Annotated in this window: 16 protein-coding genes; 9 read left to right on the top strand and 7 right to left on the bottom strand. The window is 33.1% G+C overall.

Translation table 11 applies throughout. The annotated features are described in order from the left end of the window. Positions 1 to 117 precede the first annotated feature (117 nt). Entirely contained in the window at positions 118 to 438 is a 321-nt protein-coding gene (locus F985_RS15735; RefSeq protein ID WP_004702576.1) for a pyrimidine/purine nucleoside phosphorylase, read from the bottom strand. A 237-nt stretch (positions 439 to 675) separates the two neighbouring features. On the opposite strand from F985_RS15735, the gene F985_RS15730 reads away from it, so the two are divergent. Both F985_RS15730 and metC read left to right on the top strand, forming a co-directional pair. Further along, positions 676 to 1146, top strand: a complete 471-nt coding sequence (locus F985_RS15730) for an Lrp/AsnC family transcriptional regulator (protein ID WP_004702573.1) — start codon at positions 676 to 678, stop codon at positions 1144 to 1146. Between the two features lie 345 nt (positions 1147 to 1491). After that, on the top strand, positions 1492 to 2673 hold the full coding sequence (metC, locus tag F985_RS15725) for a cystathionine beta-lyase (protein ID WP_004702571.1): 1182 nt from the start codon (positions 1492 to 1494) through the stop codon (positions 2671 to 2673). A gap of 215 nt (positions 2674 to 2888) precedes the next feature. Here metC and F985_RS15720 read toward each other — a convergent pair whose 3' ends face one another. Next, positions 2889 to 3611: a type 1 glutamine amidotransferase gene (locus tag F985_RS15720; protein WP_004702569.1), complete on the bottom strand. Its 723-nt coding sequence runs from the start codon at positions 3609 to 3611 to the stop codon at positions 2889 to 2891. A gap of 747 nt (positions 3612 to 4358) precedes the next feature. On the opposite strand from F985_RS15720, the gene F985_RS15715 reads away from it, so the two are divergent. After that, on the top strand, positions 4359 to 4571 hold the full coding sequence (locus F985_RS15715) for a cold-shock protein (RefSeq protein ID WP_002054492.1): 213 nt from the start codon (positions 4359 to 4361) through the stop codon (positions 4569 to 4571). A gap of 353 nt (positions 4572 to 4924) precedes the next feature. Here F985_RS15715 and F985_RS15710 read toward each other — a convergent pair whose 3' ends face one another. After that, complete coding sequence (locus F985_RS15710; protein ID WP_004702566.1) at positions 4925 to 5497, bottom strand: TetR/AcrR family transcriptional regulator; 573 nt, start codon at positions 5495 to 5497, stop codon at positions 4925 to 4927. Between the two features lie 321 nt (positions 5498 to 5818). On the opposite strand from F985_RS15710, the gene F985_RS15705 reads away from it, so the two are divergent. Further along, complete coding sequence (locus F985_RS15705) at positions 5819 to 6682, top strand: heme oxygenase-like domain-containing protein (protein ID WP_004702564.1); 864 nt, start codon at positions 5819 to 5821, stop codon at positions 6680 to 6682. Between the two features lie 128 nt (positions 6683 to 6810). After that, positions 6811 to 7296: a hypothetical protein gene (locus tag F985_RS15700; RefSeq protein ID WP_004702562.1), complete on the top strand. Its 486-nt coding sequence runs from the start codon at positions 6811 to 6813 to the stop codon at positions 7294 to 7296. Here F985_RS15700 and F985_RS15695 read toward each other — a convergent pair. After that, on the bottom strand, positions 7293 to 7991 hold the full coding sequence (locus F985_RS15695) for a DUF1826 domain-containing protein (protein ID WP_004702560.1): 699 nt from the start codon (positions 7989 to 7991) through the stop codon (positions 7293 to 7295). The two genes, F985_RS15700 and F985_RS15695, sit on opposite strands and share 4 nt — an antisense overlap. Positions 7992 to 8516: 525 nt before the next feature. On the opposite strand from F985_RS15695, the gene F985_RS15690 reads away from it, so the two are divergent. The 4 genes from F985_RS15690 to F985_RS15680 all read left to right on the top strand — a co-directional run bounded on the left by F985_RS15690 (position 8517) and on the right by F985_RS15680 (position 10767). Beyond that, a complete protein-coding gene (locus F985_RS15690; protein WP_004702559.1) occupies positions 8517 to 8981 on the top strand; it encodes a hypothetical protein in 465 nt (154 codons plus the stop codon). Positions 8982 to 9114: 133 nt separating this feature from the next. Next, positions 9115 to 9513 carry a hypothetical protein gene (locus tag F985_RS15685; protein ID WP_004702556.1) on the top strand — a complete coding sequence of 133 codons (399 nt, stop codon included), beginning with the start codon at positions 9115 to 9117 and terminating at the stop codon, positions 9511 to 9513. A 349-nt stretch (positions 9514 to 9862) separates the two neighbouring features. Then, complete coding sequence (locus F985_RS0104505; protein ID WP_025469166.1) at positions 9863 to 10057, top strand: hypothetical protein; 195 nt, start codon at positions 9863 to 9865, stop codon at positions 10055 to 10057. A gap of 251 nt (positions 10058 to 10308) precedes the next feature. Further along, a complete protein-coding gene (locus F985_RS15680) occupies positions 10309 to 10767 on the top strand; it encodes a hypothetical protein (RefSeq protein WP_004702552.1) in 459 nt (152 codons plus the stop codon). A gap of 97 nt (positions 10768 to 10864) precedes the next feature. Here the strand turns inward: F985_RS15680 and F985_RS15675 are convergent, their stop codons facing one another. From F985_RS15675 to F985_RS15665, 3 genes are all read right to left on the bottom strand, one after another. Beyond that, on the bottom strand, positions 10865 to 11293 hold the full coding sequence (locus F985_RS15675; RefSeq protein ID WP_004702550.1) for a GNAT family N-acetyltransferase: 429 nt from the start codon (positions 11291 to 11293) through the stop codon (positions 10865 to 10867). A 121-nt stretch (positions 11294 to 11414) separates the two neighbouring features. After that, on the bottom strand, positions 11415 to 11753 hold the full coding sequence (locus F985_RS15670) for a hypothetical protein (RefSeq protein ID WP_004702548.1): 339 nt from the start codon (positions 11751 to 11753) through the stop codon (positions 11415 to 11417). Positions 11754 to 11882: 129 nt separating this feature from the next. After that, positions 11883 to 13130: a serine hydrolase gene (locus F985_RS15665; protein ID WP_004702546.1), complete on the bottom strand. Its 1248-nt coding sequence runs from the start codon at positions 13128 to 13130 to the stop codon at positions 11883 to 11885. Between the last annotated feature and the right edge of the window lie 149 nt (positions 13131 to 13279).

Below are 13279 nucleotides of genomic sequence, written 5' to 3'. Positions count from 1 at the left end.
ATTGTAAAAGTGCTTAAATACTAAAATTTAAACTTCATCTCGTCTAGTTTTTAAGAAAAGATGAATATATTCATAGGAAAACATACCTTATAAAAGGTATGGCTTTGTAATGTTGATTCATTCTAAATGGCAGACGTAATCAATCACTTCATCTGTGATAATTTTAAATTTACTATTTTCAGGAACATTAAAAGACTCACCACTTGAGTAGACTTTAGTATCCGGATCATCGCCAATTTGAACACTACATTTGCCTGAAATGATCTCAATGCGTTCTGAAACGTGAGTTTTAAAAGTTAAAGCTTTTTCTGTTGGAAGAATCACCCCTAAAGTCTTTTTTGTACCATCTTCAAGTTCAATAACATGACTAATTGAGTGTCCTTCGTAATGAACATTCGCTTTTTTTGTTATAGAAACAGCATCAAATTGATTTGGCATTTTTCTTGTCTCTTTTATTGTACCGAATATGTACAAGATAATAATAAAAGCTCATCTAAACTTTCAAGCTTTAAAATAGATTATTAAGTGAACAATACAAATAAATGCGTCTCGAATGCGCGGAGATCATTTAAAACATAGGTAAATATTTTTTTTATTAAAATTAGAATAACAATCTAATATATTGTTCATTGATTTGATTTATTGCAAATACATAGTGCAGAGAAGCTTGAAGGTATGAAGTTAAATTTAGATAAATATGACCGTGTAATATTAGATCTTCTACAGAAGGACTGCACATTGGCAATAGGTGATATTGCGGAAAAGGTGGGATTAAGCAACACGGCTTGTTGGCGCAGAATACATAAGATGGAAGAAGAGGGTATTATTCGTGCAAAAGTCGCTTTGCTAGACCGTAAAAAACTCAACATTAATGTGATTGTGATGGTGTTTATTAAAACAGCACAACACAATATTGAGTGGATTCAAAAATTTCATTCTCATATCTATAGCATCGATGAAGTGATTGAAGTGTATAGAATGGCAGGTGAAACAGATTATTTACTTAAAGTTGCTGTATCGGATGTTGCCGAGTTCGATAAAGTTTATAAAAAATTAATTGAAATTAACGGATTGGCCGATGTGAGTTCTAGTTTTGCCATGGAGCAAATTAAATATACGACAGAACTTCCTTTAAATTTTTTCTAATAAAAACTGCGAATACTATTAAAAATTAAGGACCAGCAAAAATGCTAGAAGCTAAACCTTATTTACGTTCGGTACAAATTAAGGCAAATCATGGATGAAGAATAGTGTGAGAAGTACCTTTTATAACAGCAAGTTCGAACAACAAGTAGATCAACACAAAGTACGCTATAAGATAATATTTTACTCAAAGAAATAAATATCGGATTAAAATTCTAATTTAAAGTAAAAATAGGAAATATAAATCTAATTTTGAGATGAAAAATAGAAAAGATTAAAATTTATATCCATTGAAATCTCACTATCATGAATTGGTAATAAAGTTGATATGTTTCTTGGAATATAAAAGTGAATCAATTCAGCACAGATGTCATTAATTTAGGACGAACACCCGAGCGCTTTGATGGTTTAGTCAATACACCTGTTTTTCGTGGTTCGACTATTGTTGTAAATAGCTTTAGTGAGTGGGAAGAATTTAAACGCAATGGTGGGGTGTATCGACATTACGGCCGTTTCGGTGCTGCAACAGCTAAATCTTTTGAAAGTGCAATCAATGCGCTTGAGGGTGGTGCGGGTAGTATGGTGTTTCCATCTGGGTTATCGGCATGTACACATGCACTTATGGCTTGTGTAGAAGCAAATAGTCATGTCTTGATTGCCGATAACATCTATGGCCCAACGCGAAACTTTGCTGACAATATATTAGTCCGAATGGGGGTAAGTGTTGAATATTTTGACTCTACTAAACTTGAGGCATTAACTGAAAAAATTAATCATCGTACTAGTGTGGTGTTTATTGAGTCACCGGGTTCAATGACATTTGAACTGAGTGATGTTACGGCAATTTCTGCAATTAGTCATCAATATGGCGCAAAAGTATTAGTCGATAACTCTTGGGCAACGCCGTTACTTTTTCAACCTTTAAAGCATGGTGCTGATATTTCTATTCAGTCCATAACCAAATACATTGGTGGCCATTCTGACATACTCATGGGCGTGGCTACTGCAAATGCCGAAACATACGAACAACTCACGAAAACAGGTCATTTGTTTGGAGAGACCACGAGCCCAGACGACATTTATTTGGCTTCACGTGGCCTGCGAAGTTTGGCAGTAAGATTAAAACAGCATCAAAATAGTGCTCTAACTATTGCTCAATTTCTAACAACACATCCGGCTGTTAAGGAAGTGCTTCATCCTGCTTTAGAAACAAGCCCATATCATGATTTGTGGTTAAGAGATTTTCATGGTTCATCTGGAGTATTTGCTTTTTATTTAAAAGAATCTGAACCTTGTTATGTGCAAAAATTCTTTGATTCGTTGCAATTATTTCACATTGGTTTGTCTTGGGGTGGATTTGAAAGTCTGATTTTACCTGTTGGACAAGCTCATCGAACCCATACCAATCTACCTAAAGATGGTTATTTAGTACGTTTAAATATCGGACTAGAATCGGTGGTCGATTTACAAAAAGATCTGGAATATGCACTAAAGTGCGCAGAACAAATGCTTTTTGAAAGTGTTATATAGGTATCTTAAAGTCTAAAGGCTAACTTGGCACATCAGCCGCTTTATGTGTGACAGGGGCTATTATTTTATTAGATATTGTATAGTGACCATCTACTAATTGGGATTCTGTTGCTGCGATATTATGTTCGTTTACTGTCGGTGCAAAAGCGAATTTAAACTTTATAGATCATCTAATTTTATGAAAGAAAGCTCTATTAAAAGGGCTTTGCCATCATTTAGCTAAGTTTTAAATACTCATCTTTTAATTTATCTAGGAAAATAAACAAGTTTTGGTTCATTTCTTGAGAGTCATGACTCCTCAATTCTTCTCGGGTATTAACAAATTTATAATCATGAGCTTGATTGAGTTCAGTTGCTGAATGTTGAATGAGTAATTCAACAATTTCAGGCGTTAGTTCCATATGACATTGAAAACCATAAACTAATTTTGAGTATTCAACGATTTGTCGCGGACAGCCTGCACTAAAAGCAATAATTTTTGCATCGCTTGTTAACCCAGGCATATCATTGTGCCAGTGGCCAACTTCTGTCATTTTTCCGAAGTGTGAAAATAGAGAATTTTTTAAACCATACTTTGTCAGCATAATAGGAAACTTACCAATTTCTCTTTCAGGGCTATGTTCAAACTTGGCACCTAAAGCTTCACCAATGAGCTGTGAACCTAAACATACGCCTAAAACGACTTTGTTTGCTTGGATAGCTTTCTTAATAACCGCTTGTTCAGCGAGTGAATTAAAATGAGGACACATTTCAACTGTAGTATCTGGACTTTGTGGGCCACCCATCACGATCAGGAAATCTATGTCTTCAACCGTAGAAGGTAAGGGGTCATTTAAATACACTCTTGAATATGTCATTTTGCAGTGATTATTTTGACCCCAAATTTCATATGCACCAGGTGCTTCAAAATCTTCATGAACAATAAAATGTAGGTGCATGATAGTTCCCTAAATTTAAAGAAGGTATAGATAGGTTTATTGCTAGATCTAAGCCAAAGATAGGTTATGAAGCTTAAGGGCTAGTGAACACATCCAGTTTTTCAAAGTTATATGGTCCAGTTTGGTATATTCTTTGCAGTTGTTGCTAATTCGATTATTTGAAAAAAGAATATAAAATAAAAATAATCATTTCATTTATTTAATAATTTTAAAATATATTTAATTTTTCTTGTTTTAATTGTGATTTAAAGATAAATTTCTTAAATATTTTTATTTATGTGCTTATTCAAAAAATTAATAAGTAATAATGATGTTTAACATTATATAAAAATATACTTAAAAATTGTAAGTTGTTGTATTTGATAAAGACTATGAGTCTGTTTTTTTATTCATTATTTGTAGTTATATTTCCATTTAGTATAGTTTTAAAATTTTAAACTATTAAATAGAAAATTATTTACTATTTGTTTATATAATAAATTGTAATTGTTTTTTACAAATGTAAGCGAATGTTTGCTGTAGAATCAGTAAATTAATTTATATAAATTGCTTGAATAAGTGTTCTTTTGATGTATAATGAAGTCAACTAGAAAAAAGACTTATTAGTTTAGTAAATCCTCTTTTAGTATCGAAGCTTTATTCATAATCCTCCGTTTTTAAGATCTTAAGCTCAATTCGTTATTTTTTCCAAGTTAAACCCGTCATGTCTCATGGCACAAGTTCTTAAAAATCAATAGGATGTATATCATGTCTAACAACACAGCTACTGGTACAGTTAAGTGGTTCAACGAAACTAAAGGTTTCGGTTTTATCCAACAAGATTCAGGTCCAGACGTTTTTGCTCACTTCAAAGAAATCGCTTCTTCTGGCTTCAAAACTTTACATGAAGGTCAACGCGTGACTTTTAATGTTGTGCAAGGTCAAAAAGGCCCTAGCGCTACAAACATTATTCCTCAGTAATTAGTACTGTAGAATAGAAAAAGCCCTCATTTGAGGGCTTTTTTTATTGACTAAAAAAAGAATAATTTCATCTTAGCCCCACAAACTCTAATCAAGTGTTGCCTGTATGCTTTGTACTAAGACTTTTTGATGAAGAGAAATGGATAGTTTGACCAACAATTTTAAATTGAACGTGTTAGCTCAAGGATTTCTTATCCTGAAACTTAAAAAATCGCTTGATCGTATTAGAATAATATAAGAGGTATATAAAACCTTATATTACATTGAGTAAATATAAGGCTTTAATAAATTTGATGTTAACTGAAATTTTAAAAGAGATCTTTTAATTGATGTAAAAATCTCTTTTATATAATTTAACTGGCGATGCGTGCTTCTGTTTTTTCAAGCTGAATTATTTTAATAATATAAGACCATGTTTTTTCCCGATTAACTAGACCTTTATCAATTGTGCCATCAATAATAATGCCATCAAGAATATTCAGAAAGAGTGTAGTTAATGCTTCAGGATCTTCAACATAAACTTTAATTAATATCGAAAAAACAAGCGTATAGATCCATTCACGATAGTCGTTAATAGGGTTTTTTACTGAAGGATAAACTTGTACAACTTCCATGGTCGCCTTTTTAAATAAGCAGCCATTAAAATCGTCGGTATAAATCCAGTCAATATACCAATCAAATAAGCTCTTGAGTTGAACTAAAGGCAAATCTTTAGTATTGATTCTTTCTAATATAGCTGCCTGAATGTCTGAATTTCTCTTGTAAAGGCATGATTCTATTAAATTTTCCTTGGACGGAAAATATTTGTAGAATGTCATTTTTGCTACATTGGAGTCGGCAATAATTTTGTCAATTCCAATGCCGTTATAGCTTTTCTGATTAAAAAGGGCTATAGCTGTTGTTATAATAGTGTCTCTTTTTGACATCAATTTCCCCATTGTAAACTTTTGAATTCCGTTTCTTTTTAAAGTGGTCTCTTATAAAAGTTGATTTCAATCATATTGAAAAGATTGTCGTAATACAACAGATGAAATAATAAAAATGACAATATTTTTTGCTATCAATTGTTAATTAATTTATTAAAAAAATTTATTAAAACATGGATTGATTTGTGTAAATAATAAACCTAATATCGAATTGTTTAGGGATGAGTATACAATTTTATTGAGTAGCAAATGAATGCGCAATTAAAATAATGGAGAACTCAAAACCTAACTATAAGAATTAATTTGTTATTGAGAATGATTATGTTAAAAAAATTTGAAAATTTTAATAATCCAAGACAAAAAGCTTTACTGGGGATGAAGAATAGTATTCCTTCACAACAGTGGGAAGAAAATCTAGCATTTCTCAAACAATTAAGAGAAAAAATCGCTAAATTACCAGTATGTACACATCCAGCAATTGAAATTTTAAATAACGGACAGCTTGATAAATTTACCTTAACAAAAATTCATTTGGAATATCGTCACGCTATTGTACAAGTATTTACGGATGCTTTATTAATGGCTCAATTTCAGACTAAACAATTAGAACCGAAATTACACTCTGGAGCTAAAATGTTCCCACGTGTTTTATTAAGTTTAAATATACTAGATGAATTTGGTTTTCGACCTGGAACAGACCAAGATAATTATTATTTGGGTAATCCTGAATATGCACATTATCCACTTTATGAAGATTTACTTAATGATTATGGTCTAAATGAACAGGATCGAAGATCATACCATCCTTCAAAAATCGCAGATCAGGTAAGAACGTTTTTAGAATCTTCATACGATAGTTATATTAAAGTTGTTGCATTGCTTGCTGTTGCAGAAGAAGAAGTCATTCTTTTTAGTCCTCCGCTACGTGAGGCGACTAAGGCTGTTGGAATTGAGGTTGAGGGTGGTGGCTATTACCATGTACATGGTGTATCGACTGACGAGACATCAGAAGCAGCAGATGATGATCATGAAGATGACTTATGGTTTGCACTGGCTCAAGGCATAACCAAAGATGACTATGAAAGTCTTACCGAGCTGTGTATAGAGTATTGCGCTTTATGGAATGAATTTTGGGATGCCCAAATTGCTTATGTCGATTTTATGGAGACAAAAAAACTGGCATAAACTTAATATTCTATTCCGAATGCTTCACGAAAGCTTATCCAATAGTGGGTAGGCTTTTTTATTGGTGATTTTTATCTTAATTGATGAACTCTTATGTAATAGTGGATTAATTCAAGTATGGGCAAGCTATGTTAATTCAATTAGAACTCACATCGGAACTCGACATTACGCAGTTGCGACAATACGATGATGAATATGACAACGAAATTAGTGTATTGACAGATATTTGTACTGTACTTTCTAAGAATAAACTCAATCAGTTTAAGATTCAGGCTTTTTCAAATGAGTTTTGGCCTGTAGATATCGAAACTGATCTGGTTGTTTTTTTAGAGCAATTGCCTGTTTGTATAAGAGAGATAAATTTGGGATCTGATTCTTCAATTGATTTATATGAGCAGGGTATAAGTAGAGAAATTTTATTAAAATTTAATCAGGGAAACTATAACTGCTATGGAAAAAGCCATGATGGGATCTGGGTGCCGAGTTATGCAGAAAATATCAGCCAAACAGATTTATTGAAAATGTTAAAAACTTTCTTAGATCATTTCTTATCAGCTTTAAAAAATAAGCACTCTAATAAATATCTTGTACACTGGTTAAGTGATAATACCTAGCAAATTAACAGCAATCGATACTCTCCATCTTTTTCAACGGGTGCTCTATGCACACACGGTAAAACTTTTTGTGTGGGATGATCTACCGCCAAACGCCACAAGTGTCCTGTACCCAAATTTATTGGTTGTGTATTGGGTTTAGGCTGGTAATGTAAATCAAAAAAATACTCTGCTAAAAAGCTTTCAAATTCCGCTTCTGGGCCGTCGTGTAATGCTTTGAGTTTTTCTCTAATTTCGGGAATTAAAACTTTTTGTTCAACCTGTTCATTAGGCACAATATCACTAGCCGCACCGTAATAGGTACATAAGAAAGTATCGGTTTCTATAGGCGAGCGATCAACATGAAACGAATAGACATCTGTTGAAATAAAATCCAGCTCTTCATCACGTTCATAGTGTTTAAGTAAATTAAGTACAGGTGATGCACCCATATCAGTTAAGAGTTGCATGTCTTTTAAAATAATGTCTCGAGCCAAATCACCTTGTTTTGAAAGCTCAAGTGCTAGCAAGTCTTCAGTAGAAATTTCGGTAATATTTTCTTTTAAATGAAGTTTAGCCACAATTTCTTTAAAGTCGCCCACCAAATTTCTATGCCAACAAATAGCATTTTTATGTCCTTGAAAATGTATATTTACAAGTTCAGTAAAAGTAGACACCACCTCAACTTGCTGGTGGTCAGAAAATGTATTTGTCATATGTGAACTAAAGAAATCAGGAGCTGAGTAGCATAATATATACTGAGTTTTTTTGAAAATATTCTATTTAAGTCAGTTAAATAGAAGGCATCTTATTTGTAATCATGAAGCCTATTGGGGAATTCCTAAGGCACATGAGTCGGGAGAACATGTTGGGGGAGTTGTAGGAGTAGGTTTTTTTAACTGGTTCTTCGGAAAAGAGAGTTATTCTTAGGGGGGAACAAGTAGGTTTTCAAATTTTCGAAATTTTTTCTAAAAGACAGCCATAAGAATTTAGAGCATTTGAGTCTCTTATTAATGATTCTGTAGCAAGTGTAGTAAGAAGAAATGGGGTGAACGGAACAAAATGTCCGTATGATTCCTTCAAACTAACAACAGCTTTATTCGTAGATTTTTTATAGATGAAAGATAAAACTCCTAATAAAGATTTTTTAAGAACTTTAAAGGTACTAGTGCAAGCAGAACGCTTAAAATTGAAAACTGGTAAAAGAAAATAGTTGTAATATCGATAATGTGAGGTTTATTTTGGAAGTTAAAAAATTTTTTGATTTTATCAATAGTTTGGATGATTTAAATTTGATTATAGATGATGTGTATGTATTTATCGATAATGAGAGTGATGATCAATCTATCAATAAAGTAGATAATGTTGGTGAAATTGAAAAGGTTATATTTAAAGTGAAAGATTTTTATATAGTCTTTTCTGTTAATTATGACGATAATGCAATGGCAGTTGAGGTTGTAAAGGATTTTAAAAAAGGCGCACTGGCTTCTGTATTTATTAAGGATTTCATGGGCTTGAAAGGTTATGCTCTAGGTTCTTTCTATGATATTGTAAATACAAATGGTTTTTCTGATGGCCTCAAAATAACTTTTTATGATCCTTTAATTACTGGAAGTAGACATTTTTTTTCTTCGCTCACATTTTTTTCAAGTTATTCAGGATTAATGTATGAGTTTAGAGACTACGGAATAGACCGTTATTTTTAAAACGAGATAAAAATAACTTCTATGTTGAAACTAATAAATTTTTTCCAGAAAATAAATTGCATAAAAAACACTGATATATTACTTGATGATCAATATGAAATTTTCTATTTAAATCTATCAGATTTTACTAAAAATGATTAATTCGGCAGAAGAATTTGTTTTACTTCGAACTAGTGAAGCACGTAATGAGTATATCCGTGCGGCCCATGAGGAGGCTCCTGATATTGTTTGGATGGATATTATTTCCAGATTTCCTGAAATGAGAGAGTGGGTTGCACGCAATCGTACTGTGCCATTAAATATATTAGAAATTCTAGCGCGTGATATGAATGAATCTGTCCGGGCTACAGTTGCTAGTAAAAGAAAGCTTAGCCCAGAACTCTTTGATCTATTGTCTCAAGATATGAGTGAATCAGTTCGTGAGAGAGTCGCATGCAATAAAAAGGTTCCAGCTCATATTTTAAAAAGGCTTGCTAATGACCCAGTACGGTTTGTTCGCGAAGCTGCTTTAAAACGGATGGAGAATTACTAAAGGATTTTTCAAACGATCAATATGGAATAGATCATGGTTGATTTCCAGATATAGATAAGGGTTTAAATGCATTATTAGTTGCACCTGCTAGTGCAACTCGCTGGAATGGACGATTTATCAAAAAATACCCAAGGCAGAACTGGTGATACCACATATATAGGGAAATTGTAGGTCTTACTGTACTAAGGTTTTATGCCTGTATTGTGGAAGTCTAGTTAGGGTATACGGTTGGTGACAACATGGAATGAATATATTGCCTGTGGACTGCTATAATAATATTCACCACAAAATCTAAGCTAAGTTCGTACTTAAAGGCGAACTTTTTATATGTGTAATTCTGTTAGGAAATATGAAACGATACTACAAACAAACTGAATCGGCTGCTTTACATTGGACAACTGAACAAGACTGTTTTTTAATAGAAAATAACTCGCTTTCTATAGATGAGTTAAAAGAACATTTGCCATTTTCTGAAGAAGAAATTAGGGTTCGTAGATCGGTTTTGGGGTTGGTAAGACGAGATCAGCAAATGCGGCCTTATTAATTTTACCAAATGGTAAATTTTAATTGAAAATAAATGTTTCAAGAAATCTTAATAATTTAGAAAAATTGTGGATGAGTTATCAAAACCATACTTTTTTTAGGTGATTATTTAGCAAGGTTTACAGAACACTTTAACTAATTACATTCAATAATAAGAACATTTCACTCCTTTACATTTGTTTCATCATAATCAGAACCATAAATCATTTTAAGATCAAAACTTTATAACAATTGAGATCGAGGAGGTTAAAAATGCCAAAATATTTAGCCGTGGCTGAAAAGGTTTATAAGAACATTCAAAAAGACGACTTATTCACCAATGACCTTACACAAAATCTGAATTGTTTGATCAGTCAGATACGTAAGGCCATTAAAGGGACTGAGTTTAAACTTAAGTTTAATTACATCGATTTTGATGAGCAATTAACTAAACCGATTAGTGAGTGCAAAGTCAAAGTTGATTTAAGTGTAATGCCTAAGTTTGAAAATGAAGGAGAGTATTTACTTTGGTTAGCAAGTTTTATTGAACGGATTACAGAAGGGGGAAAACCTAAATTTCCGCCAATTTCACAGCTCATTCCACATGGATTTAAGATGTCGAAAGAATCATTCCCTGTAGTCGCTGCGCCTCAAAAAGAACAGCATGCAGATATGATTATCAGCTATTTTAAATCGAATGATTTTCTGAAAACCGAGAAAACTCCTTCATAAAAAGAATATAGAAGTATTCGTCCACCATACTTCTATATACCTGCTGGTTTATACTCAGCGACCGCCTTCTGGGGCGGTTTTTTTTATGGGTGTTATTTCATTTATTTCTTTCTAAAAGCAAAACAGGTTTGTCGTAATTACTATTACACCACTCATGTTTTTCGATTACAGCTTGAGGAACCTGAGCGATGTCTTTCACGGGAGTAAAACCCATCGAACCGTAAAAACTTTCTAGTTCTGCAAAAGGTAGACAGTAAAGCACAGAAAAATCCGAGTTTTTAATTAAGAAATCGACCACTTTACGGGCGATGCCTAACCCTTCATTATCAGGAAAGACGTAAATTCCACCAAGTTCGCCACTATTCGAATCAATAGACACAACTCTACCTTGCCCAACAATTTTGTTACCAATAGAGGCGAGTACAATAAGTTCATCTTCATGTGATGGAACAAAGTCAACCTCAGCATATCGTTCGTTTATAGCTTTTAGATCGGCAGCGTTAGCAAGTCTTAATGAAATGTCCATTATGTTTCCTGTACGTGTTAACTTTAATTTTGGGTCTTTATTTTTAAAGATGACAAAAGAATATAAAACAAGATAAATCAGTTATCTAATTATTTTATATATTTCCCAAAGCAACATTAAGTTAGATCAGGGGAGGGAAAATAAGCTTTCCTTTATGAAAATATTTCTTTCCTTTATAGGATAAGCGTGAGTTGTAGTCAGTGTCGATCATGAGCGTTACAGTTTCAGCTTTTGCACTTATTGCATAGTAGAGATCATATTGCTCTTCTGTTTTAACACTCACTATTTTGCCATTTGATAGAATAGCCTCAGCGGCTTCTAAGTCAGTTTTATATTTATATATATCAATGCTTTCTTGTGCTTCCCACCAGAGCATAATATCTTCAATATTTTCAAAAGGGCTATACCAAAGAACCTCTAGCGCACCCTCATCAATCGCTACGGGTATGATTAATGACATCTTCATCACCAACTATTTATTTAATAATAAATTCTTCAAAAACGACTGTACGTGAGTATCTGTATAACTCCAAATCAACCCATCATAAGGCGTTGCTAAATGCCTTCTAGTCATGATGGGTCTTTATAGTTAAGGATTCATAGAATCAAGGGCTTGAAGTATGCCTGTAAATAATATTGCCAGTTTTGACTCAGGCTGCGGCTCATTTCCATTTGCGGTAAATACTGCACAAACTTTATGACCTTTTTGAGTTTTACCAATCACAGAAAAGTTAATCACGCCGTATTCAGAACCACCTTTAAACCCAATTTTTTGCCAATTTAAATTTTTAAACAATGGATTTAAAGAGCTGTTTAGTGCAGGGGCATCTTGAACACTTTCAAGCAGAGGACAAATCTCATTGGCTGACATATACCATTCAGCATCTTGCCAAGTCGCCGATTTTCCAATGCTACTCACACTTGGTAATGGCAGTTTGTCTAGCTCAGAGAGTGCTTCTAGACGAGCCGACTTTGTACCTGTTTTAAACTTATTTTTTAGCTTTTCGTTGCTTGGGTCAATCAGTTGAAATAGTTCTCGTGTTGTTAGGAGAGGAGAATTTCTAGGTGACAACGCTTCTATACGAGGTTTCTTTAACACCTCTATCAGGCTATCGGTCGCTGTATTATCGCTAATTTGTATCATTAACTGCGCGAGAAGTTCGAGATTTACAGGTGTGCCATTAGGCAAGTTTTGTAAAACTCCAGTTGGCAATGAGCGATTTTTTTCTTTTAAAGAAACAATCGTTTCTCTTTTTAATTCACCTTTTTTTATTGCATCTTCATATGCTTTTAAAACGAGTAACTTAAAAGTTGAACCCACAGCCATTGGGGTTTTATCGTTTTCAATAACCACAGGTTTGTTATCTACAACAACTAAAAGAGAGGTTTTACCGACTGCGTTTTCATGTAGGCCTTTAACCATTTCGTCTAGGCTTACGGTCTTAAAATGAGGCGCGCTAAACCAAAGAGTGCTAATTTGCCCTTGCTCATCCAAGCTAATTGAAACAGGTAATTCTCCTTTCTCGAAATCAATCGTTCCTGAACCATTAGAAATATTAATACTTTTAAGCGTGCCTAAAGAGGCTTTTAAGTCATCAACGATTTTTTGAATTTGTGTTATTGAAACTTGTTGTAAAAATTGAGGACTAAATAAAGCAGGTTCTACGGGTTTATCTGCAAAAATTGATGAAAGCTTAGTCGATAAAATATCCATTTTTTGTTCTGTCGCTGCATGAGTAGTAGAAATAACAATAGGGGAAACATTCAAAGCCATAACGCCTACAGCAAAAAATAAAGCTCTAGTTGTATACATTTTCTTGGTGAGAAAGTTCTTCATTAAATGTCCTCTTATATTTAGACTCATCTACAGTTTTTTATAAATGGTTTCAAAATAAGCATTCATTTTGACCCATCAAAACTTATATATCTATATAAATTTCTTCGATTTTATAAACCCTAATTTAATAATAAAACTAAACTATTTAC

The sequence above is a fragment of the Acinetobacter seifertii genome (genome assembly GCF_000368065.1).
GTDB classification, from domain to species: Bacteria; Pseudomonadota; Gammaproteobacteria; order Pseudomonadales; family Moraxellaceae; genus Acinetobacter; species Acinetobacter seifertii.
The sequence above is the reverse complement of the archived record's forward strand: the minus strand, read 5'-3'. Positions and strand labels throughout refer to the sequence as shown.

Bases quoted from the DNA above. Each gene is read 5' to 3' on its own strand.
- F985_RS15735 (WP_004702576.1), bottom strand. From the start codon at position 438: ATGCCAAATCAATTTGATGCTGTTTCTATAACAAAAAAAGCGAATGTT.
- F985_RS15730 (WP_004702573.1), top strand. From the start codon at position 676: ATGAAGTTAAATTTAGATAAATATGACCGTGTAATATTAGATCTTCTA.
- F985_RS15720 (WP_004702569.1), bottom strand. From the start codon at position 3,611: ATGCACCTACATTTTATTGTTCATGAAGATTTTGAAGCACCTGGTGCA.
- F985_RS15715 (WP_002054492.1), top strand. From the start codon at position 4,359: ATGTCTAACAACACAGCTACTGGTACAGTTAAGTGGTTCAACGAAACT.
- F985_RS15710 (WP_004702566.1), bottom strand. From the start codon at position 5,497: ATGTCAAAAAGAGACACTATTATAACAACAGCTATAGCCCTTTTTAAT.
- F985_RS15705 (WP_004702564.1), top strand. From the start codon at position 5,819: ATGTTAAAAAAATTTGAAAATTTTAATAATCCAAGACAAAAAGCTTTA.
- F985_RS15700 (WP_004702562.1), top strand. From the start codon at position 6,811: ATGTTAATTCAATTAGAACTCACATCGGAACTCGACATTACGCAGTTG.
- F985_RS15695 (WP_004702560.1), bottom strand. From the start codon at position 7,991: ATGACAAATACATTTTCTGACCACCAGCAAGTTGAGGTGGTGTCTACT.
- F985_RS15685 (WP_004702556.1), top strand. From the start codon at position 9,115: ATGATTAATTCGGCAGAAGAATTTGTTTTACTTCGAACTAGTGAAGCA.
- F985_RS0104505 (WP_025469166.1), top strand. From the start codon at position 9,863: ATGAAACGATACTACAAACAAACTGAATCGGCTGCTTTACATTGGACA.
- F985_RS15680 (WP_004702552.1), top strand. From the start codon at position 10,309: ATGCCAAAATATTTAGCCGTGGCTGAAAAGGTTTATAAGAACATTCAA.
- F985_RS15675 (WP_004702550.1), bottom strand. From the start codon at position 11,293: ATGGACATTTCATTAAGACTTGCTAACGCTGCCGATCTAAAAGCTATA.
- F985_RS15670 (WP_004702548.1), bottom strand. From the start codon at position 11,753: ATGTCATTAATCATACCCGTAGCGATTGATGAGGGTGCGCTAGAGGTT.
- F985_RS15665 (WP_004702546.1), bottom strand. From the start codon at position 13,130: ATGAAGAACTTTCTCACCAAGAAAATGTATACAACTAGAGCTTTATTT.